We start from the raw sequence: 21,798 nt of genomic DNA, 5'->3' as shown, positions 1-21,798 counted from the left end.
CTTAACCACACTCTATTAATGCCCTGAGGCGGAGCTTCGCCCCTTTGAAATACCTTGCTTCCGTTCATTCAACCCTAAAAGTCTCACGCTACCTGTTCAGAGCGTTGGCGCTCGTTATCTGGTGTCTGATTGCGTTTGCTTCCGTGTTCTACATTGTGAATGCGCTGCACCAGCGAGAGTCTGAGATCCATCAGGAGCTTAATCTCAGCTCCGATCAGGCCCAGCGCTACATTCAGCGCACATCTGATGTCATTAAAGAGCTGAAATATATTGCCGAGAATCGCTTAACGGCGGAAAACGGTGTGATGTCGCTGCGGGCGCGAGATGATAAAACCGTCGTGCCTAATTTTGAGCCGTTGTTTGCCGACTCCGACTGTTCTGTCATGGGCAACGCCTGGCGAGGTTCTCTGGAATCACTGGCATGGTTTATGCGCTACTGGCGCGACAACTTTTCCGCCGCCTATGATTTAAATCGAGTGTTCCTGATCGGCAGCGACAACCTCTGTATGGCCAATTTCGGTTTGCGTGATATGCCCGTTGAACGTGACGAGGCCCTGAAGGCGCTGCATGAGCGCATTATTAAGTATCGTAATGCTACGCAAGACGAAAATGGCAACAACTTGTTCTGGATCAGCCAGGGGCCACGTCCGGGAGTAGGGTATTTCTATGCGCTGACGCCGGTTTACCTCGCCAATCGCCTCCAGGCGCTGTTGGGCGTAGAGCAGCCAATTCGCATGGAGAATTTCTTCACGCCGGGCAGTTTACCGATGGGCGTGACCATCCTCGACGAAAATGGGCATGCGCTAATTTCTCTCACTGGCCCTGAAGGGAATATTAAGGCTGAGCCCCACTGGATGCAGGAACGCTCCTGGTTTGGTTACACACCGGGTTTCCGCGAGCTGGTATTGAAGAAGAATCTGCCTCCGTCCTCCCTGAGCATCGTGTACTCCGTACCGGTCGATCTGGTGCTGGAGCGGATCCGCATGATGATCCTGAACGCTATCTTGTTGAACGTGCTGGTTGGGGCGGCATTGTTTATGCTCACGCGCATGTATGAACGGCGCATTTTTATTCCAGCGGAAAGCGATGCTCAGCGTCTGGAAGAACATGAGCAGTTTAACCGTAAAATCGTAGCTTCTGCGCCGGTGGGTATTTGTATTCTGCGCACGATGGATGGCATTAACATCCTGAGTAACGAACTGGCGCACACCTATCTGAACATGCTGACGCATGAAGACCGTCAGCGGTTAACGCAAATTATTTGCGGCCAACAGGTCAATTTTGTTGATGTGCTGACCAGCAACAATACCAATCTGCAAATCAGCTTTGTGCACTCGCGCTATCGCAATGAAAACGTGGCAATTTGTGTCCTGGTTGATGTCAGTGCGCGCGTTAAAATGGAAGAGTCGTTGCAGGAGATGGCGCAGGCGGCGGAACAGGCCAGCCAGTCCAAATCGATGTTCCTTGCGACGGTGAGCCATGAGCTACGTACACCTCTATATGGCATTATCGGTAACCTTGATTTGTTGCAAACCAAAGAGTTACCGAGTGGGGTGGATCGTCTGGTAACGGCGATGAATAACTCTTCCAGTCTGCTGCTGAAAATTATCAGCGATATTCTCGACTTCTCAAAAATTGAATCTGAACAGCTGAAGATTGAGCCGCGAGAGTTTTCACCGCGTGAAGTCATGAACCATATTACGGCTAACTATTTGCCGCTGGTGGTCCGCAAGCAGTTGGGGTTGTACTGCTTTATCGACCCGGATGTGCCTGTGGCGCTGAATGGCGATCCGATGCGTTTACAACAGGTGATTTCTAATCTGCTGAGTAACGCAATCAAGTTTACCGATACCGGTTGTATTGTGCTGCACGTGCAGTGCAGCGGCGACTACCTGAGCATTCGAGTGCGTGATACCGGTGTAGGGATCCCTGCCAAAGAGGTGGTTCGGTTGTTCGATCCTTTCTTCCAGGTGGGGACTGGCGTACAGCGTAATTTCCAGGGAACGGGACTCGGTTTGGCGATTTGTGAAAAACTGATCAGCATGATGGATGGGGATATTTCCGTCGATTCCGAGCCGGGAATGGGGAGTCAGTTTACGCTACGTATTCCGCTGTATGGCGCACAGTATCCGCTGAAAAAGGGTGTTGAAGGATTGGCTGGCACGCGTTGCTGGCTGGCAGTACGTAATGCGTCACTGTACCATTTTCTCGAATCCAGCCTGACGCGTAACGGGATGACGGTGCTGCGATATGAGGGACAACAGCCCGATGCGGATGACCTGCTGGTGGCTGACGATGTGCTGGAACAGGCGTGGCAGGGACGGGCTGCGGTGATTTTCTGCCGCCGCCATATTGGCATTCCGCTGGAAAGAGAGCCTGGAGAATGGGTACACAGCGTGGCGTCACCGCACGAACTGCCTGCGCTGTTGGCGCATATATACAGTGTAGAGCTGGGGAGTGAAGATCTTTCCACGGCGCTGCCAGCCCCGGATAAAGCCGGTGCGACGAACGATGACATGATGATCCTGGTTGTTGACGATCACCCTATCAACCGGCGCTTACTGGCCGATCAGTTGGGATCGTTGGGATATCAGTGTAAAACGGCGAATGACGGTGTGGATGCGCTCAATGTACTCAGCAAAAACCATATCGACATTGTGCTGAGTGACGTCAACATGCCAAATATGGATGGTTATCGCCTGACGCAGCGTATCCGCCAGCTAGGGTTAACGCTGCCTGTTGTGGGGGTAACGGCAAACGCGCTTGCCGAAGAGAAGCAGCGTTGTCTGGAATCAGGTATGGATAGCTGTCTGTCCAAGCCGGTGACCTTAGACGTATTGAAGCAAACGCTGGCGGTCTATGCGGAAAGAGTGAGAAAAACGCGGGGATAGGGAATAAAAGAGCCGGATGGCGGCGTTAGTCTTATCCGGCCTACGAAACGTGCACGATGCTGTGTGTTCGTAGGCCTGATAAACGCAGCGCCATCAGGCATTTTGACGTGATAAAGAATTATTCTTTGTCTGACGGACTCAGCGTCACGGAGGAGAGGTAATTCAGCAGTGCGATATCGTTTTCCACACCGAGCTTCATCATTGCCGATTTTTTCTGGCTACTGATGGTTTTAATGCTGCGGTTGAGCTTTTTGGCGATCTCAGTAACCAGGAAACCTTCGGCAAACAAGCGCAGAACTTCACTCTCTTTCGGTGACAGACGTTTGTCGCCATAGCCGCTGGCGCTGATTTTCTCCAGCAGACGAGACACGCTTTCCGGGGTAAATTTCTTACCTTTCTGCAGCGCGGCCAGCGCTTTTGGCAGGTCGGTTGGCGCACCTTGCTTCAGTACGATCCCTTCAATATCGAGATCCAGTACCGCGCTCAGGATAGCCGGATTGTTGTTCATGGTCAGAACGATAATCGACAGGCTCGGGAAATGACGCTTGATATATTTAATTAACGTGATCCCATCACCGTATTTATCTCCCGGCATGGAGAGGTCGGTAATCAACACATGCGCATCCAACTTAGGCAAATTGTTGATCAGTGCAGTGGAGTCTTCAAATTCGCCGACAACATTTACCCACTCGATTTGCTCAAGTGATTTACGAATACCGAACAGTACAATCGGGTGGTCATCGGCAATAATTACGTTCATAGTGTTCATGTATTGGGCTACCTTGCTACAGCAAGCTCTTGACGTAAACGTCAATGTCGCTGATGTATTTTTCTATACCTGGAGCATCTTTCTCTTGAATAAGATGTTCCAGCGCTTCACATAACTGCTTGCCGGGTACCAGATTAAGCATGGCAAACACGCCTTTCAGGCGATGGGCCGTTTGGGCTAATGCAGCGAAATCGCTGATAGCCGCCTCAGTATACAACCTCTTAACATCATCCGGTACTGTGTCTACAAAGAGTGCGTAGTAACCACTGGCATGAAGTTCGGCGTTTTCATCTCCGCCGAGGGGGAGTTCCTGGAACTCTTCTTGTGCCAGCTGCTCTTCAATCAGCTCAAGGACAGCTTCCTGCATAGCATTGCTCATATTAAAGTTGACGCGCAGCTGACCGGGGCCAATTTTCCGTACGCCAGACTCATCATCGCTTAAAAGCAAGCCCGAGGCAGTAAGATTAGACGGATTATCTGTTAAAAAGAGATCATATTCTTGACTATTCAACCGTTCATCGGGCGTGATGCAGGTTGCTCCCCAGTTTTCCAGTTGACGTAATACAATGCTCCGTACGTCATTTGAGGTGACATCAACCATTACGCAGACGTCATCCAACAGGCGCTCTTCACTATCAGCATGTTGATCGTGCAGCGGCATTTTAACATGGACGATGTAACGTGTTCCAAGTTCTTCCCGTGCTTTAATATTCAGGTGTCCGCCAAGCTTGCGGGCTAACTGATCGCACAGCCAGAACGTCAGCGGGTTGGCTTTGCCATACCGATCGCCCTGCGTGTCATTAATGAATGGGAAATGGAGATTATCAACTTCATTTAATGTGACGCCTTCCCCGGTATCCAGAATGCGGAAGGTCAGGCGTTCGGCCTCCGACTCATCCTGGTCGACTTCCAGCGTGATTTTACCTATCTGCGTGGTGGTTACCGCATATTGGATCAACAGCAGCAAAATACGGCGCAAGGCATCGCGATCGCCACGGCGTTCGTCATGGGCGCTTAGGTGATTTTTAATCAGTAGCTGCAGCCCTTTACGCTTAATGGCCGGCAGAACTTCCGGAACCACGTCGTCAATTAATGCCTGCACGGAAAACAGTGTGGATTCACCTTTCCAGGCATCGTTCTCCAGCAGGTTGGCTAGCTGGATTTCGTCCACCATCCGCACCAGAACGTCGGCCTGATTGGCCAGTTTCTGGCTGTCTGGTGTATTGAGCGCGGCGGCATTAGCAGCCAGCGTTTTCGCGGGGTCTTTCAGCGCGCTGCCAATATTCTGCATAAAGGCCGCGCGGGCCTGCTGGTTTTTCTCATACAGCCGCTGCGCTTGTTTCAGCTTCTTATTGACCAGCACCTCGCGGTCCTGGTCACGAATGATAAAGATCTGCGTTCTCGGGGAGATCTGGCTGCGAAACAGTCTGATTTCATACAGTTCATTATTGATGGTGGCCTGAATCACTCCCTGATGCTGCTCTGCCATATTGGTAATATTTTGCAGATTTAAATGCGGCAGCAGGTGGTCGGCAATTTTATTGCTGATAACCGTGCGGTTTGCTTCCTGATCGTGTACCAGTAATCCCAGCGGCAGAAGGGAAACAATCTCTTCATTGATTGCGCGCAGAACACGCAACTCATTATTTGCCGCAAGATTTGGCGCCACCTGGGTGGAACGGGCAGGGAGGTGGCGAAAGGTGGTATAGCCAAACAGCGCCAGAGCCAGTAACGCAATGTTCAGCAAAAGCGGTAGCAGAATGCTTTGCAATGTGTCGAGTAGCAATGAGCCAAACGGAACCTGCCACACCAGCCGCATATCCGTTGAGTTTAGCGCCGAAGAGATCTCAATTTTACTGTTGTTGAAATTAATGCTGACGCTGTCAGGCGACTCTTTTTCATTCAGGTGCTCGGTCGTTGAGGTGGCATCAGGTTCCAGATGGAAACTGTCCAGCGGCATACCGGGCGGGATCAAGTCATTAATCGGCAGGTCAAAGGCGACAACCGTTGCCAGATGTCCTGGCTGATTAAAGGTCGTGCGTAGCGTGAAGTAATGCCCGTTCTGCCAGGCCAGACGGCGCAGTGAAGAGAAGCTTTCACGTTCATCTAGCGCATTAGCCTGTTGCAGCATCTCAGCGCGCCGGGAATCGACAATATTCCCAATCGTCGATTCTTTAAAACCAGAGGTCAGATCTTTCAGCGGTAACGTTGAGATTAGGATCAGGCTGTTGTCCTGGCCATTCAGGTAATACATTGACCATGGGACATTCTCCGCGCCCCACAACGTGTCCAGATACGTTGAAATGCGCTGGGTCATTTCCAATGTAGAACTGTCATGCGAGCCGAAAATCAGCGCCTCAGTCTTTCTGCGCGGCTTCTCAAGATAATAGACGTCTTGTTTCAGACGTGTTTCCTGCAGCCCTTCTGCACCCGGCGAACTGGTTGAGGCGGCAATATTGTCATAGATTTGCCAGGTCACGTATCGCCAGGTATCGACCCTTTTATGAATGGCATGGGTAATATCAACAATCTGATAGCTCTTATCTTTTAACCAGGTGTTGACGGCGCTCTGGACCATAACACCCATCATCACCAACAGCACAACGATCAGTAATAAGAAGAAACGGGTAATACTTCCTGGCAACAGGGAGAATCGGGTGGAAACCGTTGTGTCAGACTGACTCATTCGTGTTTATGACCTGTTAAACGACGCGAAAGATGAAAGGGCAGTATAAAGGGTAATGTATGAATTACCACACTTACACCACGCCGCCTGGCCTGCATTCTTTGCGCCTGATTTTGTTGCAGCCATTACGATGCAAAGGTGTACAGAAGATAAAGGCGGGTACAAATATTCGTACGGAATGTATACATTTAGCATTAAATAACAAGAAATTATTTATCAAACTTATATCTGATCGTGACGCCCGAGATAGTTAATAGTCGTTATAGTTTTGCATCGGTAGCACGGAAAGGTAAGTTTTGTGTAAAGAAGGGTAAAAATAAACCGAACGCAGAGCATTCGGCTGAAATAGGGGTAAACAGACATTCATAAATGACGGTAATAAATAAAGTTAATGATGATAGCGGGTCTATTTTAGTTGCGAGTGAAGATTTTGTTTTGTCATTCAGTGCTATAAGATATTTTTGCGTAATGCATTGATTATAAAGCTAATTAAAATGATTCTTGATTATTTGTGCTTATTTTGTCTGTTTTTTGATTTTAAAAAAGTTCCCTCATATTAATATTTTGAAACATCTATACCGATAAATGAAACACCTTAAAAGTTTTAGTATCATATTCGTGTTGGATTATTCTGTGTTTTTGCGGAGAATGAAGTTGCCGACTGGTTAATGACCTTAATCAGTATGCAGTGGCATAAAAAAGCAATAAAGGCATATAACAGAGGGTTAATAACATGAAAGTTAAAGTACTGTCCCTCCTGGTACCAGCACTGCTGGTAGCAGGCGCAGCGAATGCGGCTGAAATTTATAACAAAGACGGCAACAAATTAGATCTGTACGGTAAAGTCGACGGTCTGCACTATTTCTCTGATGACTCTTCTAAAGATGGTGATCAGACCTATATGCGTATCGGCTTCAAAGGCGAAACTCAGGTTAACGACCAACTGACCGGTTACGGCCAGTGGGAATACCAGATTCAGGGTAACGCGCCTGAATCTGAGAACAACTCCTGGACTCGTGTGGCGTTTGCGGGTCTGAAATTCGCTGACGTAGGTTCTTTCGACTACGGTCGTAACTACGGCGTAGTTTACGACGTAACGTCCTGGACCGACGTTCTGCCGGAGTTCGGCGGCGACACCTACGGTTCTGACAACTTCATGCAGCAGCGTGGTAACGGCTTCGCGACCTACCGTAACACCGACTTCTTCGGTCTGGTTGATGGCCTGAACTTTGCCCTGCAGTACCAGGGTAAAAACGGTAGCCCGGAAGGCGAAGGTATGACTGGTGTGACCGGCAACGGTCGTGATGCACTGCGTCAGAATGGCGACGGCGTTGGTGGATCCATCACTTATGATATCGGTGAAGGCTTCGCGCTGGGTACTGCAGTCACCAGCTCTAAACGTACTGACGAGCAGAACAAGCTGAACTTCGGTACCGGCGACCGTGCTGAAACCTACACTGGTGGTCTGAAATACGACGCGAACAACGTGTACCTGGCAGCACAGTACACCCAGACCTACAACGCAACGCGTGCGGGCTCCCTGGGCTGGGCTAACAAAGCACAGAACTTTGAAGCTGTTGCACAGTACCAGTTCGACTTCGGTCTGCGTCCGTCCGTGGCTTACCTGCAGTCCAAAGGCAAAGACCTGAACAATGGCCTCACCAACTACGGCGACCAGGATATCCTGAAATATGTTGATGTTGGCGCAACCTACTACTTCAACAAAAACATGTCCACCTATGTTGATTACAAAATCAACCTGCTGGATGACAACCAGTTCACTCGTGATGCTGGCATCAGCACCGATGACATCGTAGCACTGGGTCTGGTTTATCAGTTCTAATCTGCGCTCATGTTGTTAAAAGGCCCTGCGGGGCCTTTTTTAATGCCGTTTTTTCGCCGTACAAACAATGATTTTTGGTGTACTCTTGCGCCTGTTCGCATGAGGATAATTACGTATGGAAATGAATTTTTATCGCGCAGCACTGCTGGCTGTGACGATCTTTTTTGTCGGGTGCGATGAGGCTCCGAAACCTGCTCAGACCACAACACCTGCCACCGTTCTGGAAGGTAAAACGATGGGCACTTTCTGGCGGGTCAGTGCGGTAGGCGTAGATGCCAAACGCGCCAGGGAACTGCAGGCCAAGATCCAGACTCAGCTTGATGCCGATGATCAACTGCTCTCCACCTATAAAAACGATTCTGCGTTAATGCGCTTTAACCTGTCGAAAAGTCTGTCGCCGTGGCCGGTTAATGACGCCATGGCGGATATCGTGACTTCGGCGCTACGCATTGGTGCAAAAACCGATGGGGCCATGGATATCACCGTGGGGCCGTTAGTCAACCTGTGGGGCTTTGGCCCGGATCAGCAGCCGTTGCATATTCCCACCCAGGGGCAAATTGACGCTGCAAAAGCGCAAACCGGGCTTTCTCATCTGAAAGTCGTGAATGAAGCGCATCAGAACTACCTGCAAAAAGACTTGCCGGATCTGTATGTTGATCTCTCAACCGTTGGCGAAGGGTACGCCGCCGATCATCTGGCTCGATTGATGGAGCAAGAGGGGATCGCCCGTTATCTGGTTTCCGTTGGTGGTGCGCTGAACAGCAGGGGAATGAATGCTGAAGGGCATCCGTGGCGAGTGGCAATCCAGAAACCCACCGATCGTGAAAACGCGGTGCAGGCGATTGTCGACATTAATGGGCATGGCATTAGCACCTCAGGCAGCTACCGGAACTATTATGAGCTGGACGGTAAGCGCCTTTCCCATGTTATCGACCCGCAAACCGGTCGCCCGATCGAACATAATCTGGTATCCGTAACGGTGATTGCGCCAACGGCGCTGGAAGCCGATGGCTGGGATACAGGATTGATGGTGCTCGGCCCGGAAAAGGCCAAAGAAGTCGTGCGTCGTGAAGGGCTGGCGGTCTATATGATTGTGAAAGAGGGTGAGGGGTTTAAAACCTGGATGTCGCCGCAGTTTAATAGCTTTCTGGTCAGCGAAAATAATTAAAAAGCAAGATTGCGGGTTTTTATGCCCGACGATGGGGACACACTGAGGCTAAGCGCTATGCTTAACAAAGGAGTCCGAAATGAAAAATCGTTTACGCATCACTGACGATGACCGTTGGCAGTCCGTTGTGGATCGCGACGTTGACGCCGATGGTCAGTTTGTTTTTGCCGTCCAGACTACCGGTATTTTCTGCCGTCCGTCCTGTCGGGCAAAACATGCGCTGCGCAAAAATGTCCGTTTTTTCGCCGATGCCCACCAGGCACAGGATGCCGGGTTTCGCCCCTGTAAGCGCTGCCAGCCGGATAAAGACAGCGCGCAACAGCATCGGCTGGATAAAATTGCCCGCGCCTGTCAGTTGTTGGAGCAAGAGTCACCTCTTACGTTGGACGAGCTGGCACAGCAGGTGGCAATGAGCCCGTATCACTTGCATCGTCTGTTCAAAGCCACGACGGGCATGACCCCGAAAGTGTGGCAACAATCATGGCGTGCTCGCCGTCTGCGTGATGCCCTGGCGAAAGGTGTTCCGGTTACACAGGCGATTCTCAATGCCGGATTCCCCGACAGCAGCAGCTACTACCGCAAAGCCGATCAAGCATTAGGCATGACGGCAAAGCAATTTCGTAAAGGTGGCGACAACGTTTCTGTACGCTATACCCTCGCAGATTGCGCTCTGGGCCGTTGTCTGGTGGCGGAAAGCGAGCGGGGTATCTGCGCGATCTTGCTTGGCGATGATGACGCTACGTTGGTTGCGGATCTTCATGCGCTGTTTCCCGCTGCGCAGGATGTTCCTGCAGAGGCCAATTTTCAGCAGCGCGTGCGCGAAGTGATCGTTGCGATCAACTCGCGTGACGCGTCGCTATCGCTACCCCTGGATATCCGGGGCACCGCATTTCAGCAGCAGGTGTGGCAGGCGCTGCGCACAATTCCGTGCGGCGAAACAGTGAGCTACCAACAGCTGGCCAGCGCCATCGGCAAACCGAAGGCGGTGCGCGCGGTGGCCAGTGCCTGTGGGGCCAACAAACTGGCGATTGTTATTCCGTGTCACCGGGTGATCCGTGGCGATGGCGCACTTTCGGGCTACCGATGGGGTATTGCGCGCAAGGCGCAGTTACTGCAACGGGAAACTACTGGCGAGGAAACATAATGCTCGATCTCTTTGCGGATGCGAAACCCTGGCAGGAGCCGCTGGCGTCAGGTGCGGTTATTCTGCGACGTTTCGCTTTTGACTCTGCGCCCTCTTTACTGCAGGCGATAGCGGCTGTCGCCAGACAGTCGCCGTTTCGCCAGATGGTGACGCCCGGCGGCTATACAATGTCGGTGGCGATGACCAACTGCGGCCATCTGGGCTGGACGACGGATCAGCATGGCTATCTTTATTCTCCGTTTGATCCACTCACCGGCACGCACTGGCCGCCACTGCCGGATGCGTTCGCTGATCTGTGCCAACAGGCGGCGACGGCGGCGGGCTATGCTGATTTTCAACCCGATGCCTGCCTGGTTAACCGCTACACGCCAGGGGCAAAACTGTCCTTACATCAGGATAAAGACGAGCCCGACCTGCGGGCGCCGATTGTCTCTGTATCGCTGGGGCTACCAGCCATCTTTCAATTTGGCGGCTTGCGCCGTAATGACCCTTTAAAGCGTTTACTGCTGGAACACGGCGATGTCGTGGTGTGGGGCGGTAATTCGCGGCTGTTTTATCATGGGATCCAGCCGCTTAAAACAGGGTATCACCCATTAACCGGAGACTGTCGTTACAACCTGACGTTTCGTCTGGCGGGTAAAAAAGAATAAAAATAAGAATTATTATTGCTGTCAGCGAAGAGATGTTTAAACTGCGGGCTGTTATTACTTGTCCGGGTTGTGTGCATGGAACTTTTACTTCTTGTCTGGCGGCAGTATCGCTGGCCATTTATCAGCGTGATGGCGCTCAGCCTCGCCAGCGCCGCGTTGGGGATTGGGCTGATTGCGTTTATCAACCAGCGCTTGATCGAAACGGTCGACACCACGCTGATGGTGCTACCGGAGTTTCTTGGCCTGCTGCTGTTGTTGATGGTTGTTACCCTCGGTTCTCAGCTGGCGTTGACCACGCTGGGTCACCACTTTGTCTACCGCCTGCGTAGCGAATTTATCAAACGAATTCTGGATACTCACGTCGAGCGTATTGAACAGCTTGGCAGCGCCTCGTTGCTGGCCGGTTTAACCAGTGATATCCGCAACATCACCATTGCCTTTGTTCGTCTGCCTGAACTGGTACAGGGGATTATCCTGACCATCGGATCGGCGGCGTATCTGGCGATGCTGTCGACCAAAATGCTGCTGGTAACGGCAATCTGGATGGCAATCACCATCTGGGGCGGATTTGTGCTGGTGGCGCGGGTGTATAAACACATGGCCACCTTGCGCGAAACTGAAGACAAGTTGTACAACGATTATCAGACGGTGCTGGAAGGGCGCAAAGAGCTGACGCTTAACCGCGAGCGCGCCGAGCATATCTTTAATCAGATGTACGTCCCGGATGCCAAAGAGTATCGCCACCATATTATCCGTGCCGATACCTTCCACCTGAGCGCGGTTAACTGGTCGAACATTATGATGCTGGGTGCCATTGGCCTGGTGTTCTGGATGGCTAACAGTCTGGGATGGGCTGATACCGCCGTGGCAGCGACCTATTCTCTGACGCTGTTATTCCTGCGAACGCCGCTGCTCTCTGCCGTTGGCGCGCTGCCGACGCTGCTTACCGCGCAGGTGGCGTTCAACAAACTGAATAAATTCGCACTAGCACCTTTTAAGGCCGAATTCCCACGCCCAACCGCGTTTCCCAACTGGCAAACGCTGGAGCTGCGCAACGTGGTTTTCCACTATCAGGATAATGCGTTTTCCGTAGGGCCGGTGAATCTGACGATTCATCGCGGTGAACTGATCTTCTTGATTGGCGGCAACGGTAGCGGGAAATCTACGCTGGCGATGTTACTGACCGGTCTATACCAGCCGCAGTCAGGCGAAATATTGCTTGATGGTAAGGCCGTTGCCGTTGAAAAACCGGAAGACTACCGCAAGCTATTCTCTGCCGTGTTTACCGACGTCTGGCTGTTCGACAAACTGCTGGGGCCGGAAGGTAAAGAGGCTAATCCGCAGCTGGTCGCGAAGTGGCTGGAACATCTGAAGATGGGTCATAAGCTGGAGCTGAGCGATGGTCGTATCCTCAATCTGAAGCTGTCGAAAGGGCAGAAGAAACGCGTGGCGCTGCTGCTGGCCCTGGCGGAGGAGCGCGACATCATTCTGCTGGATGAATGGGCTGCCGATCAGGACCCCCATTTCCGCCGGGAGTTCTATCAGGTGCTATTGCCTTTGATGCAGGAAATGGGGAAAACCATTTTCGCCATCAGCCACGACGATCACTATTTTATTCACGCCGATCGTCTGCTGGAAATGCGTAACGGACAGTTGAGTGAACTGTTGGGCGATGAACGTGACGCCGCCTCGCGCGACGCGGTGGCTCGCACAGCCTGAACCTTCGTGCCGCCGGTTTTTTAGCCACCCGGCGGCACTGTTTATTGTTATTTACATAAATCGGCATCATGATTAATGATATTTCATATCATGGATTTATGATTAATGTCCGTAATAAACAAAAACAGCGCCAGACTGCGTGATGAAGAGCGTGCGCGCCTCATCTGGCTGCTGACCACTGATAAAGCCATTATTTCAACGCTGTTGGGCAAGCTTACCCTGGCTGAGCAATATGACGTCGGTACGTTAGCCGACGATATTGCTGAGGTAGGGGCGCTGGTGGCTCACCTGCCACCGCCTGACCTTGCCGATACCCTCGAAGCTTTGCCCTCAGAAGAGCGCCACGCCCTGTGGCGACTGGTCGAAAATGAAAAGCGCGGTAACGTCTTGCTTGAGGCGTCTGAAAACGTCTGGGACGACCTGATCGATGAGATGAGCGACCGCGAGCTGCTGGATGCGCTGCAATACCTCGATATTGATGAACAGATTTACCTTGTTCAACATTTGCCTCGTAACCTTACCGGTCGTCTGCTGGCGACGTTACCGGCAGAGGAGAGGACGCGCGTCCGCCAGGTGCTGCACTATGAGAAGAATAGCGTCGGCGCGATCATGGAGTTCGAAGTCATCACCGTGCGTCCGGACGTGACGCTGGAAGTGGTGCAACGCTACCTGCGGCGGCTGGGGAAAATGCCGGAGAACACCGATAAACTTTTCGTGACCGATCGCAATAAAGTGCTGGTTGGCGAACTGACGCTAACCTGCATTTTGCTCAATGATGTGCAGCGAAAAGTCAGCGAGGTGATGGAAAATGACCCGCTCACCTTTTCTCCTGAAGATATCGCCGAAAACGCTGCGCGTACCTTCGAACGCGACAACCTGGTTAGTGCCGCGGTGGTTGACCCTTCCGGTAAACTGATGGGCCGTTTAACCATCGATGAGATCGTCGATGTGGTCTATGAAGAAACCGACACCGATCTGCGTCGAATGGGGGGCTTAAGCGCCGAAGAGGACGTTTTTGCGCCTGTTACCAAAGCGGTAAAAACCCGCTGGGCGTGGTTGGCCGTTAACCTCTGTACCGCCTTTATCGCCTCGCGGGTGATCGACGGCTTTGAACATACGATTTCGCAACTGGTGGCGCTGGCCTCGTTGATGCCGATTGTGGCGGGGATCGGTGGCAATACCGGGAATCAAACCATCACTATGATCGTCCGCGCGCTGGCGCTGCAAAATATTCAGCCAGGAAACCTGACGTTTCTCATCCTGCGCGAGATGGGCGTGGCGCTAATCAACGGCCTCGTGTGGGGCGGGATTATGGGGGGCATTACCTGGTGGCTGTATGATGATATGGCCCTCGGCGGTGTGATGACCCTGGCGATGATGCTCAATCTGCTGATGGCGGCGTTGATGGGGGTTATCATTCCGATGACGATGGTGAAGCTCGGGCGCGACCCGGCGGTCGGCTCGAGCGTCATGATAACCGCTATCACTGATACCGGCGGTTTCTTTATTTTTCTCGGTCTGGCGACGCTGTTTCTGATGTAGTCGCCCGTTTGCGTCTGACGATACGCGGCAGAATGAGCATCGTCATCACCCCGGCAACCACGCCAATCGCCAGGTTGCCGGTTGAGACCGTGGCAGCGACGGTCACCAGCATCACCAGCGTTTCAGTGACGGGGAGTTTCGTCAGCGTGGCGGGTTGGATGCTGTGCCAGCTGAAGGTTTTTACCGCCACAATCACCATAATTCCCGCCAGCACCGACATGGGTATTTCTGCCATCACTTCGCTTAACCCAGTGACTAACAGGAGTAATACCAGTCCGGCGGCAACTGTCGAGACGCGGCTGCGTCCTTTGCCCATCTCGACGTTAACGATGGTTTGACCAATCATCGCGCACCCGGCGATGCCGCCATAAAATCCGGCCAGAATATTGGCTATCCCCAGCCCGGCACTCTCGCGATTCTTATTCGACGGCGTCATCGTCAGGTCATCCACCAGACGGGCGGTTAACAGCGACTCCATTAAACCAACAAAAGCGATACTCAGCGCGCAGGGCCAGATAATCGCCAGCGTTTGCAGGTTGAGCGGAACCAACAACTCGGTGAAACCCGGCAGGCCGCCGCTCATTGAACCTTCATCACCGACGGTCGGTAACAGTTGCCCGCTGGTGACAGTGAACACGGTCAGCAGCACGATGGCGATAAGCGGTGCGGGAATTGCTTTAATAAACCGCGGAACCCACAGCACAATCAGCAGCGTCAGGACAAACAGCCCCCAGATGAGCGGGCTTTTGCCCCAGAAATGCGGGACCTGGGCAAAGAAAATCAATATACCCAGCGCGTTAACAAAGCCGGTCATCACGGCCGTAGGGATGAATCGCATCAGACGTGCCATTCCCAATACACCAAACAGGATCTGAATCATCCCGGCCAGCACCACTGCAGGCAGGATGTATTGCACGCCGTGTTGATGCACCATCGGACCAATCACCAGCGCGACCGATCCTGCAGCGGCGGTAACCATTGCGGGACGACCGCCTAAAAAAGACATCGCCAGGCACAGTATGACGGAGGCGATCAGACTGACTTTAGGATCAACGCCTGCGATCACGGAAAACGAGATCACTTCCGGGATCAGCGCCAGGGCGGTTACCACACCGGCCAGCGTTTCGCGAACCAGCAGACGGGGTTGGCGGAGCACGGCACGGGTCGCGTGTTCAGCGACTGCGGCAGAAGAATGTTGAGTTGCAGACATAGTTACACTCAGGTCAAAAATGGCCTGATACAGCAGACCGACAGGCATCCGTGCGGTGAATAGCAAAGCGCAGCATAGTACCCGTCAGATGGACCGGTTTCCAGAAATGATTGTCAATAACCGCATAAATTATCAACGTATTAATAACATTTTTAAAAATTAAATATAATTTATAAACTTTATTTAATTATTTTTACTTAAGTGTTACCGTTGGTGCCGCTCGATTTTCACCTGCATTAAAAGCAAAAAAGTGATACTAAAAGTAAGGCATTAACATTATGAAAAAAGTGACTGCCATGCTCTTCACCATGGCCGTTGGGCTGAATGTTGTCTCGATGGCGGCAAAAGCGAAAGCGGCGGAAGAGCAGGAAACGGATGTACTGTTGATTGGCGGCGGCATCATGAGCGCCACGCTGGGAACCTATTTACAGGAGCTGGAGCCGCAATGGTCAATGACCATGGTTGAGCGACTGGATGGTGTAGCGCAGGAAAGCTCAAACGGCTGGAATAACGCCGGAACCGGCCACTCCGCACTGATGGAGCTGAACTACACGCCTAAAAAGGCCGACGGTAGCATCAGCATTGAAAAGGCAGTCGAAATTAACGAAGCCTTCCAGATTTCCCGCCAGTTTTGGGCCTATCAGGTCAATAATGGCGTAATGCATGAACCACGCTCGTTTATCACCACCGTTCCGCACATGAGTTTTGTCTGGGGTGACGAGAACGTGAACTTCCTGCGTGCCCGTTACACCGCACTGCAGCAGAGCACGCTGTTCCGTGGTATGCGCTATTCCGAAGACCACGCGCAGATCAAAGAGTGGGCGCCGCTGGTCATGGAAGGTCGCGATCCGCAGCAGAAAGTCGCAGCAACGCGTACCGAGATTGGTACTGACGTGAACTACGGCGAAATCACCCGCCAACTGATTACCTCATTGCAGAAAAAGCCCAACTTTGCACTGCAGTTGAGCACCGAAGTTCGTGGCTTTAAGCGTAATGCCGACAATAGCTGGACTGTCACAGTCGCCGATCTGAAAAATAACGAAGCGGAACATGATATCAAGGCGAAGTTTGTCTTTATCGGTGCCGGTGGCGCTGCGCTGAAGCTGTTGCAGGAAACCGACATTCCGGAAGCGAAAGGCTATGCCGGATTCCCGGTTGGCGGGCAGTTCCTGGTTGCAGAAAACCCGGATGTGGTCAATCGCCACCTGGCGAAAGTGTACGGCCAGGCCTCCGTTGGCGCGCCGCCGATGTCCGTACCGCATATCGATACCCGTATCCTTGATGGCAAGCGCGTTGTGCTGTTTGGGCCATTCGCGACATTCTCCACCAAGTTCCTGAAAAACGGTTCATTGTGGGATCTGCTCAGCTCGACCACCACCTCAAACTTTATGCCGATGGTCAACGTGGGTCTGGATAACTTCGATCTGGTGAAATATCTGGTGAGCCAGGTGATGCTCAGCGACGACGACCGTTTTGCTGCGCTGCAAGAGTACTATCCGCAGGCGAAAAAAGAAGACTGGCGTTTATGGCAGGCCGGCCAGCGTGTGCAGATCATCAAAAGCGATGCGGAGAAGGGCGGCGTGCTGCGTCTGGGCACTGAAGTCGTCAGCGATAAAGAAGGCACGATTGCTGCGCTGCTGGGAGCTTCTCCGGGCGCATCAACCGCGGCACCGATTATGCTGCATCTGATGGAAAAAGTGTTTAAAGATAAAGTAGCCAGCCCCGAGTGGCAGGCGAAGCTGAAAACCATTATTCCGTCTTATGGTACTAAGCTGAACGGTAACGTTGAGGCTACGGAACAAGAGCTGCAGTACACCAGTGAGGTTCTGGGTCTGAAATATGACAAGCCGCAGGTTGCTGATGAAGCGCCGAAACCACAGCTGAAACCTCAGGCACAACCGCAGCCTGAACAGAAAGCCGTCGCGGATATCGCGCTGTAAAATAAAATGCCGGATGGCGCTGCTGCGCTTATCCGGCATGGTTCATGCGTCTGTAGGCCGGATAAGGCGGTATGCCGCCATCCGGCACATTCTCACTTAGCGCGCGACTGCGTCCTGAATTTTGTCTTCCGCTTTCCAGATACGGTATTTAACGTCCACGTTTTCCGGGGTATAGACCACAATCGGCAACTTGCTGTTATAACGCAGCATACCGTCATCACCCAGATGCGCAGTAATGAATTTCTTCTCTTTCTTACCGTCCGGGCAGGCCATCATGGTTGAAACCGGAGACGTAACTTTGTCAAAGACATAGTAGTCATATCCCCAACCTTCCAGCGTTTTGCTGTCCAGTTCTCCGCCCAGGCGGTGTTGGTTACAGTCAACTTCCAGCGTTTGTCCGATCAGCAGTTCTACTTTCAGAGTAGATTCATCTTTCTCAGGGGTAAGCTGGATAACCTGGCGCTTCATACCCTTTTCCGCCTTAGGATAAGGGGCGACTTTTTCCAGCGGCTGAGCGGCGGTTTCGTTACTGGCAGCCCATGCAGAGGTGCTGGCAAAGGCGGCGAAAAGTACGGCAGGGACAATTGTCTTCATCTTATTGTTCACAGTGTTTCCTTTCTTCTGTCTTATGAACGAGTCTGTAGCAGGTTAACATATTTGGATAATCTATTAATCTGGATTTACTTATATTTAAAGTGTATTAGATAGAGGTTTACTATCAAGGTAGCGATATATTCCAGGAATTATCCTAATATTGAGATCTTTCTCTTTTTAAATAAATCGTTATATACATTGTTATATAACTCATTGAAATGTGAGCAAAAGCGCATTTTTTCCCGCCAACTCAACACTCTTTTGATCCGGCAACAGCATTTACCCCAATTGGGGTATGCACCTCTAACACATCCTGAAATATCTTACGGCTAAAAATAACTACTCATAAATAGTGCAGTTTTTTATGTCGTTCAACCCGCCGAGGGAGGGCGTCATTATGGAAGGACAATGTCATGGTTGATTTATCCCGTCGAGGCATGTTGACAGGCAGTTGGCGAAACGCCAGCGCAGGGACCCGTCCGCCGTGGAGCAAGGAAGACTCTCACTTTCTGGCTCATTGCCTCCGTTGTGACGTCTGCATCCAGGCGTGCGAAACCGACATCCTGCAGCGAGGCCAGGGTGGTTACCCGAGCGTAAATTTCAAACACGGCGAGTGCAGCTTTTGCTATGCCTGCGCAGAAGCCTGTCCCGAATCACTTTTTCTTCCGCGCCACACCAGGGCATGGGATCTGAATTTTACGATTGGGGAAAACTGTCTCGCACATCAGTCCGTTGAATGTCACCGCTGTCAGGATAGCTGTGAGCCCATGGCAATAACCTTTCGCCCCACGCTTTCCGGCATTTATCAGCCGCAGCTCGACAATCAGGACTGTAACGGATGTGGCGCCTGTGTCGCTATCTGCCCGGTATCAGCCATTAACGCGGAGTACAACCATGGACAATAACTGGCAGGTCTGCAGCCTGGTCGTTCAGGCCAAAAGCCAGCATATCAACGATATCGCCACGCAGTTGCGTTCCTTTCCCGGTTGCGAAGTTGCACTCAGCGATGTGGAAAGTGGTCAGTTGATTGTGGTGGTGGAAGCTGAGCAAAGTGAAACGCTAATGAAAACAATTGAGTCAGTACGCAACGTTGCGGGCGTACTGGCGGTGTCGCTGGTTTATCACCAGCAGGATGAGCAAGGTGAGGAAACACCATGAAACTCAGTCGTCGTAGCTTTATGAAAGCTAACGCCGTTGCGGCCGCTGCGGCGGCTGCCGGGTTAAGCGTGCCGGGCGTTGCCCGCGCGGTAGTCGGTCAGCAAGAAGCCATCAAATGGGACAAAGCCCCGTGCCGTTTTTGCGGGACGGGCTGTGGCGTATTGGTCGGAACGCAGCAAGGGCGTGTTGTGGCATGCCAGGGCGATCCGGATGCGCCGGTTAACCGTGGGCTTAACTGCATCAAAGGTTACTTCCTGCCGAAAATCATGTACGGAAAAGACCGTTTAACGCAGCCGATGCTGCGCATGAAAGACGGCAAATATCACAAAGAAGGCGAGTTCACCCCGATTAGCTGGGACCAGGCCTTTGACGTGATGGAAGAGAAATTCAAAACGTCGATGAAAGAGAAAGGCCCGGAGTCTATCGGTATGTTCGGCTCTGGTCAGTGGACGATTTGGGAAGGTTATGCCGCTGCCAAATTGTTTAAAGCGGGTTTCCGTTCCAATAACATCGACCCGAACGCACGTCACTGCATGGCGTCAGCGGTAGTCGGCTTTATGCGTACCTTCGGTATGGATGAACCGATGGGCTGCTATGACGATATCGAACATGCCGATGCCTTCGTCTTGTGGGGCGCGAATATGGCGGAGATGCACCCGATCCTGTGGTCGCGCATCACCAACCGTCGTCTGTCCGATCCTAATGTTAACGTCGCGGTTCTCTCCACCTTCCAGCACCGCAGCTTTGAGCTGGCGGATAACGGTATGGTCTTCACACCGCAAACCGATCTGGTGATCCTCAACTACATCGCGAACTACATCATTCAAAACAATGCGATTAACCAGGATTTCTTTAGCAAGCACGTTAACCTGCGTAAAGGCGTGACGGACATCGGCTACGGTCTGCGTCCAACCCATCCGCTGGAAAAAGCGGCGAAAAACCCGGGATCCGATGCCTCTGTACCGATGAGTTTTGAGGATTACAAAGCCTTCGTTGCTGAGTACACGCTGGATAAAACGGCCGAAATGACCGGCGTACCGAAAGATCAGCTGGAACAGCTGGCGCAGCTGTATGCCGATCCGAAGAAAAAAGTTATCTCCTACTGGACGATGGGCTTTAACCAGCACACCCGCGGCGTGTGGGCCAACAACCTGGTCTATAACCTGCACCTGCTGACTGGCAAAATCTCCCAGCCAGGCTGCGGCCCGTTCTCTCTGACCGGCCAGCCTTCCGCGTGCGGCACTGCGCGTGAAGTCGGTACGTTCTCTCACCGTCTGCCTGCGGACATGGTGGTGACGAACGAAAAACACCGCGATATCTGCGAGAAGCACTGGAACATTCCGTCAGGGACCATTCCGGCAAAAGTTGGTCTGCACGCCGTGGCGCAAGACCGCGCGCTGAAAGATGGCAAGCTCAATGTCTACTGGGCGATGTGTACCAACAACATGCAAGCTGGTCCGAACATCAACGAAGAGCGTATGCCGGGCTGGCGCGATCCGCGCAACTTCATCATCGTCTCCGATCCGTACCCGACGATCAGCGCCCTGTCGGCTGACCTGATCCTGCCGACCGCGATGTGGGTCGAGAAAGAAGGCGCCTACGGGAACGCGGAACGCCGTACGCAGTTCTGGCGTCAGCAAATTAAAGCGCCGGGCGAATCGAAATCGGATCTGTGGCAACTGGTGCAATTTTCTCGTCGCTTCAAAACAGAAGAAGTGTGGCCGGAAGAGCTGCTGGCACAAAAACCGGAACTGCGTGGCAAAACGCTGTATGACGTACTGTTTGCTACGCCAGCAGTAACGAAATTCCCAGTGACTGAACTGGCTGAAGATCAACTGAACGATGAATCCCGCGAGCTGGGCTTTTACCTGCAAAAAGGGTTGTTCGAAGAGTACGCCTGGTTTGGCCGCGGCCACGGGCACGACCTTGCGCCATTTGACGATTACCACAAAGCGCGCGGTTTACGCTGGCCGGTCGTTGAGGGTAAAGAGACCCAGTGGCGCTACAGCGAAGGCAACGACCCTTACGTGAAAGCAGGTGAAAGCTACAAGTTCTACGGTAAACCGGACGGTAAAGCGGTTATCTTCGCGCTGCCATTTGAGCCTGCTGCTGAAGCGCCGGATAAAGAATATGACCTGTGGCTGTCTACCGGACGTGTGCTGGAACACTGGCATACCGGCAGTATGACGCGTCGTGTGCCTGAACTACACCGTGCTTTCCCGGAAGCCGTGCTGTTTATCCACCCGCTGGATGCAAAAGCACGCGATCTGCGCCGTGGCGATAAGGTCAAAGTGATTTCCCGTCGTGGCGAAGTGATTTCGATTGTTGAAACACGCGGTCGTAACCGTCCGCCGCAGGGGCTGGTGTACATGCCGTTCTTCGACGCCGCACAGCTGGTGAACAACCTGACGCTGGATGCGACGGATCCGCTCTCCAAAGAGACGGATTTCAAGAAGTGCGCCGTGAAACTGGCGAAGGTGTAAC

Annotated in this window: 15 protein-coding genes; 11 read left to right on the top strand and 4 right to left on the bottom strand. The window is 52.4% G+C overall.

Translation table 11 applies throughout. The annotated features are described in order from the left end of the window. Nucleotides 1-44 precede the first annotated feature (44 nt). Entirely contained in the window at nucleotides 45-2,891 is a 2,847-nt protein-coding gene (gene rcsC, locus OGX94_RS00580; protein WP_125112621.1) for a two-component system sensor histidine kinase RcsC, read from the top strand. Nucleotides 2,892-3,009: 118 nt separating this feature from the next. Here rcsC and rcsB read toward each other — a convergent pair whose 3' ends face one another. After that, on the bottom strand, nucleotides 3,010-3,660 hold the full coding sequence (gene rcsB / locus OGX94_RS00575; protein ID WP_003027592.1) for a response regulator transcription factor RcsB: 651 nt from the start codon (nucleotides 3,658-3,660) through the stop codon (nucleotides 3,010-3,012). A 16-nt stretch (nucleotides 3,661-3,676) separates the two neighbouring features. Next, complete coding sequence (gene rcsD, locus OGX94_RS00570; protein ID WP_148361718.1) at nucleotides 3,677-6,346, bottom strand: phosphotransferase RcsD; 2,670 nt, start codon at nucleotides 6,344-6,346, stop codon at nucleotides 3,677-3,679. Between the two features lie 733 nt (nucleotides 6,347-7,079). Here rcsD and OGX94_RS00565 point away from each other — a divergent pair. From OGX94_RS00565 to mgtE, 6 genes are all read left to right on the top strand, one after another. Then, nucleotides 7,080-8,189, top strand: coding sequence for a porin OmpC (locus tag OGX94_RS00565; RefSeq protein WP_020996678.1), 1,110 nt, complete (start codon nucleotides 7,080-7,082; stop codon nucleotides 8,187-8,189). A 115-nt stretch (nucleotides 8,190-8,304) separates the two neighbouring features. Next, nucleotides 8,305-9,357, top strand: a complete 1,053-nt coding sequence (gene apbE / locus OGX94_RS00560; RefSeq protein WP_063940547.1) for an FAD:protein FMN transferase ApbE — start codon at nucleotides 8,305-8,307, stop codon at nucleotides 9,355-9,357. A gap of 79 nt (nucleotides 9,358-9,436) precedes the next feature. After that, a complete protein-coding gene (gene ada / locus OGX94_RS00555) occupies nucleotides 9,437-10,501 on the top strand; it encodes a bifunctional DNA-binding transcriptional regulator/O6-methylguanine-DNA methyltransferase Ada (RefSeq protein ID WP_125112619.1) in 1,065 nt (354 codons plus the stop codon). Continuing rightward, a complete protein-coding gene (alkB, locus tag OGX94_RS00550) occupies nucleotides 10,501-11,151 on the top strand; it encodes a DNA oxidative demethylase AlkB (RefSeq protein ID WP_373371602.1) in 651 nt (216 codons plus the stop codon). The genes ada and alkB overlap by 1 nt, the downstream gene beginning before the upstream one ends. Nucleotides 11,152-11,226: 75 nt before the next feature. Then, complete coding sequence (locus tag OGX94_RS00545; RefSeq protein WP_003834645.1) at nucleotides 11,227-12,870, top strand: multidrug ABC transporter permease/ATP-binding protein; 1,644 nt, start codon at nucleotides 11,227-11,229, stop codon at nucleotides 12,868-12,870. A 105-nt stretch (nucleotides 12,871-12,975) separates the two neighbouring features. After that, nucleotides 12,976-14,412 (top strand): magnesium transporter, encoded by a 1,437-nt coding sequence (mgtE, locus tag OGX94_RS00540; RefSeq protein ID WP_125112618.1) that lies wholly within the window; start codon nucleotides 12,976-12,978, stop codon nucleotides 14,410-14,412. Here mgtE and OGX94_RS00535 read toward each other — a convergent pair. After that, nucleotides 14,375-15,622: a SulP family inorganic anion transporter gene (locus OGX94_RS00535; RefSeq protein WP_206159693.1), complete on the bottom strand. Its 1,248-nt coding sequence runs from the start codon at nucleotides 15,620-15,622 to the stop codon at nucleotides 14,375-14,377. The genes mgtE and OGX94_RS00535 overlap by 38 nt on opposite strands. Nucleotides 15,623-15,900: 278 nt before the next feature. Here OGX94_RS00535 and mqo point away from each other — a divergent pair, with 278 nt between their 5' ends. After that, on the top strand, nucleotides 15,901-17,562 hold the full coding sequence (mqo, locus tag OGX94_RS00530; RefSeq protein WP_003834639.1) for a malate dehydrogenase (quinone): 1,662 nt from the start codon (nucleotides 15,901-15,903) through the stop codon (nucleotides 17,560-17,562). A gap of 96 nt (nucleotides 17,563-17,658) precedes the next feature. On the opposite strand, the gene eco is transcribed toward mqo, so the two are convergent. Next, on the bottom strand, nucleotides 17,659-18,156 hold the full coding sequence (eco, locus tag OGX94_RS00525) for a serine protease inhibitor ecotin (protein WP_032934607.1): 498 nt from the start codon (nucleotides 18,154-18,156) through the stop codon (nucleotides 17,659-17,661). Nucleotides 18,157-18,569: 413 nt separating this feature from the next. On the opposite strand from eco, the gene napF reads away from it, so the two are divergent. Genes napF through napA form a run of 3 tightly spaced genes read left to right on the top strand, consistent with a single transcriptional unit; the run spans nucleotide 18,570 to nucleotide 21,797 of the window. Next, entirely contained in the window at nucleotides 18,570-19,061 is a 492-nt protein-coding gene (gene napF, locus OGX94_RS00520) for a ferredoxin-type protein NapF (RefSeq protein WP_286568487.1), read from the top strand. Then, nucleotides 19,051-19,314 carry a chaperone NapD gene (napD, locus tag OGX94_RS00515; protein ID WP_003027560.1) on the top strand — a complete coding sequence of 88 codons (264 nt, stop codon included), beginning with the start codon at nucleotides 19,051-19,053 and terminating at the stop codon, nucleotides 19,312-19,314. Before napF ends, napD begins: the two co-directional genes overlap by 11 nt. Continuing rightward, nucleotides 19,311-21,797 (top strand): nitrate reductase catalytic subunit NapA, encoded by a 2,487-nt coding sequence (gene napA, locus OGX94_RS00510; protein WP_286568485.1) that lies wholly within the window; start codon nucleotides 19,311-19,313, stop codon nucleotides 21,795-21,797. The genes napD and napA overlap by 4 nt, the downstream gene beginning before the upstream one ends. Nucleotide 21,798: the final 1 nt, after the last annotated feature.

The sequence above is a fragment of the Citrobacter sp. Cpo037 genome, assembly GCF_030332945.1.
GTDB classification, from domain to species: domain Bacteria; phylum Pseudomonadota; class Gammaproteobacteria; order Enterobacterales; family Enterobacteriaceae; genus Citrobacter; species Citrobacter portucalensis.
The sequence above is the reverse complement of the archived record's forward strand: the minus strand, read 5'-3'. Positions and strand labels throughout refer to the sequence as shown.

Bases quoted from the DNA above. Each gene is read 5' to 3' on its own strand.
- napA (WP_286568485.1), top strand. From the start codon at position 19,311: ATGAAACTCAGTCGTCGTAGCTTTATGAAAGCTAACGCCGTTGCGGCC.
- napF (WP_286568487.1), top strand. From the start codon at position 18,570: ATGGTTGATTTATCCCGTCGAGGCATGTTGACAGGCAGTTGGCGAAAC.
- apbE (WP_063940547.1), top strand. From the start codon at position 8,305: ATGGAAATGAATTTTTATCGCGCAGCACTGCTGGCTGTGACGATCTTT.
- napD (WP_003027560.1), top strand. From the start codon at position 19,051: ATGGACAATAACTGGCAGGTCTGCAGCCTGGTCGTTCAGGCCAAAAGC.
- mgtE (WP_125112618.1), top strand. From the start codon at position 12,976: ATGTCCGTAATAAACAAAAACAGCGCCAGACTGCGTGATGAAGAGCGT.
- OGX94_RS00545 (WP_003834645.1), top strand. From the start codon at position 11,227: ATGGAACTTTTACTTCTTGTCTGGCGGCAGTATCGCTGGCCATTTATC.
- OGX94_RS00535 (WP_206159693.1), bottom strand. From the start codon at position 15,622: ATGTCTGCAACTCAACATTCTTCTGCCGCAGTCGCTGAACACGCGACC.
- OGX94_RS00565 (WP_020996678.1), top strand. From the start codon at position 7,080: ATGAAAGTTAAAGTACTGTCCCTCCTGGTACCAGCACTGCTGGTAGCA.
- mqo (WP_003834639.1), top strand. From the start codon at position 15,901: ATGAAAAAAGTGACTGCCATGCTCTTCACCATGGCCGTTGGGCTGAAT.
- eco (WP_032934607.1), bottom strand. From the start codon at position 18,156: ATGAAGACAATTGTCCCTGCCGTACTTTTCGCCGCCTTTGCCAGCACC.
- alkB (WP_373371602.1), top strand. From the start codon at position 10,501: ATGCTCGATCTCTTTGCGGATGCGAAACCCTGGCAGGAGCCGCTGGCG.
- rcsB (WP_003027592.1), bottom strand. From the start codon at position 3,660: ATGAACACTATGAACGTAATTATTGCCGATGACCACCCGATTGTACTG.
- rcsD (WP_148361718.1), bottom strand. From the start codon at position 6,346: ATGAGTCAGTCTGACACAACGGTTTCCACCCGATTCTCCCTGTTGCCA.
- ada (WP_125112619.1), top strand. From the start codon at position 9,437: ATGAAAAATCGTTTACGCATCACTGACGATGACCGTTGGCAGTCCGTT.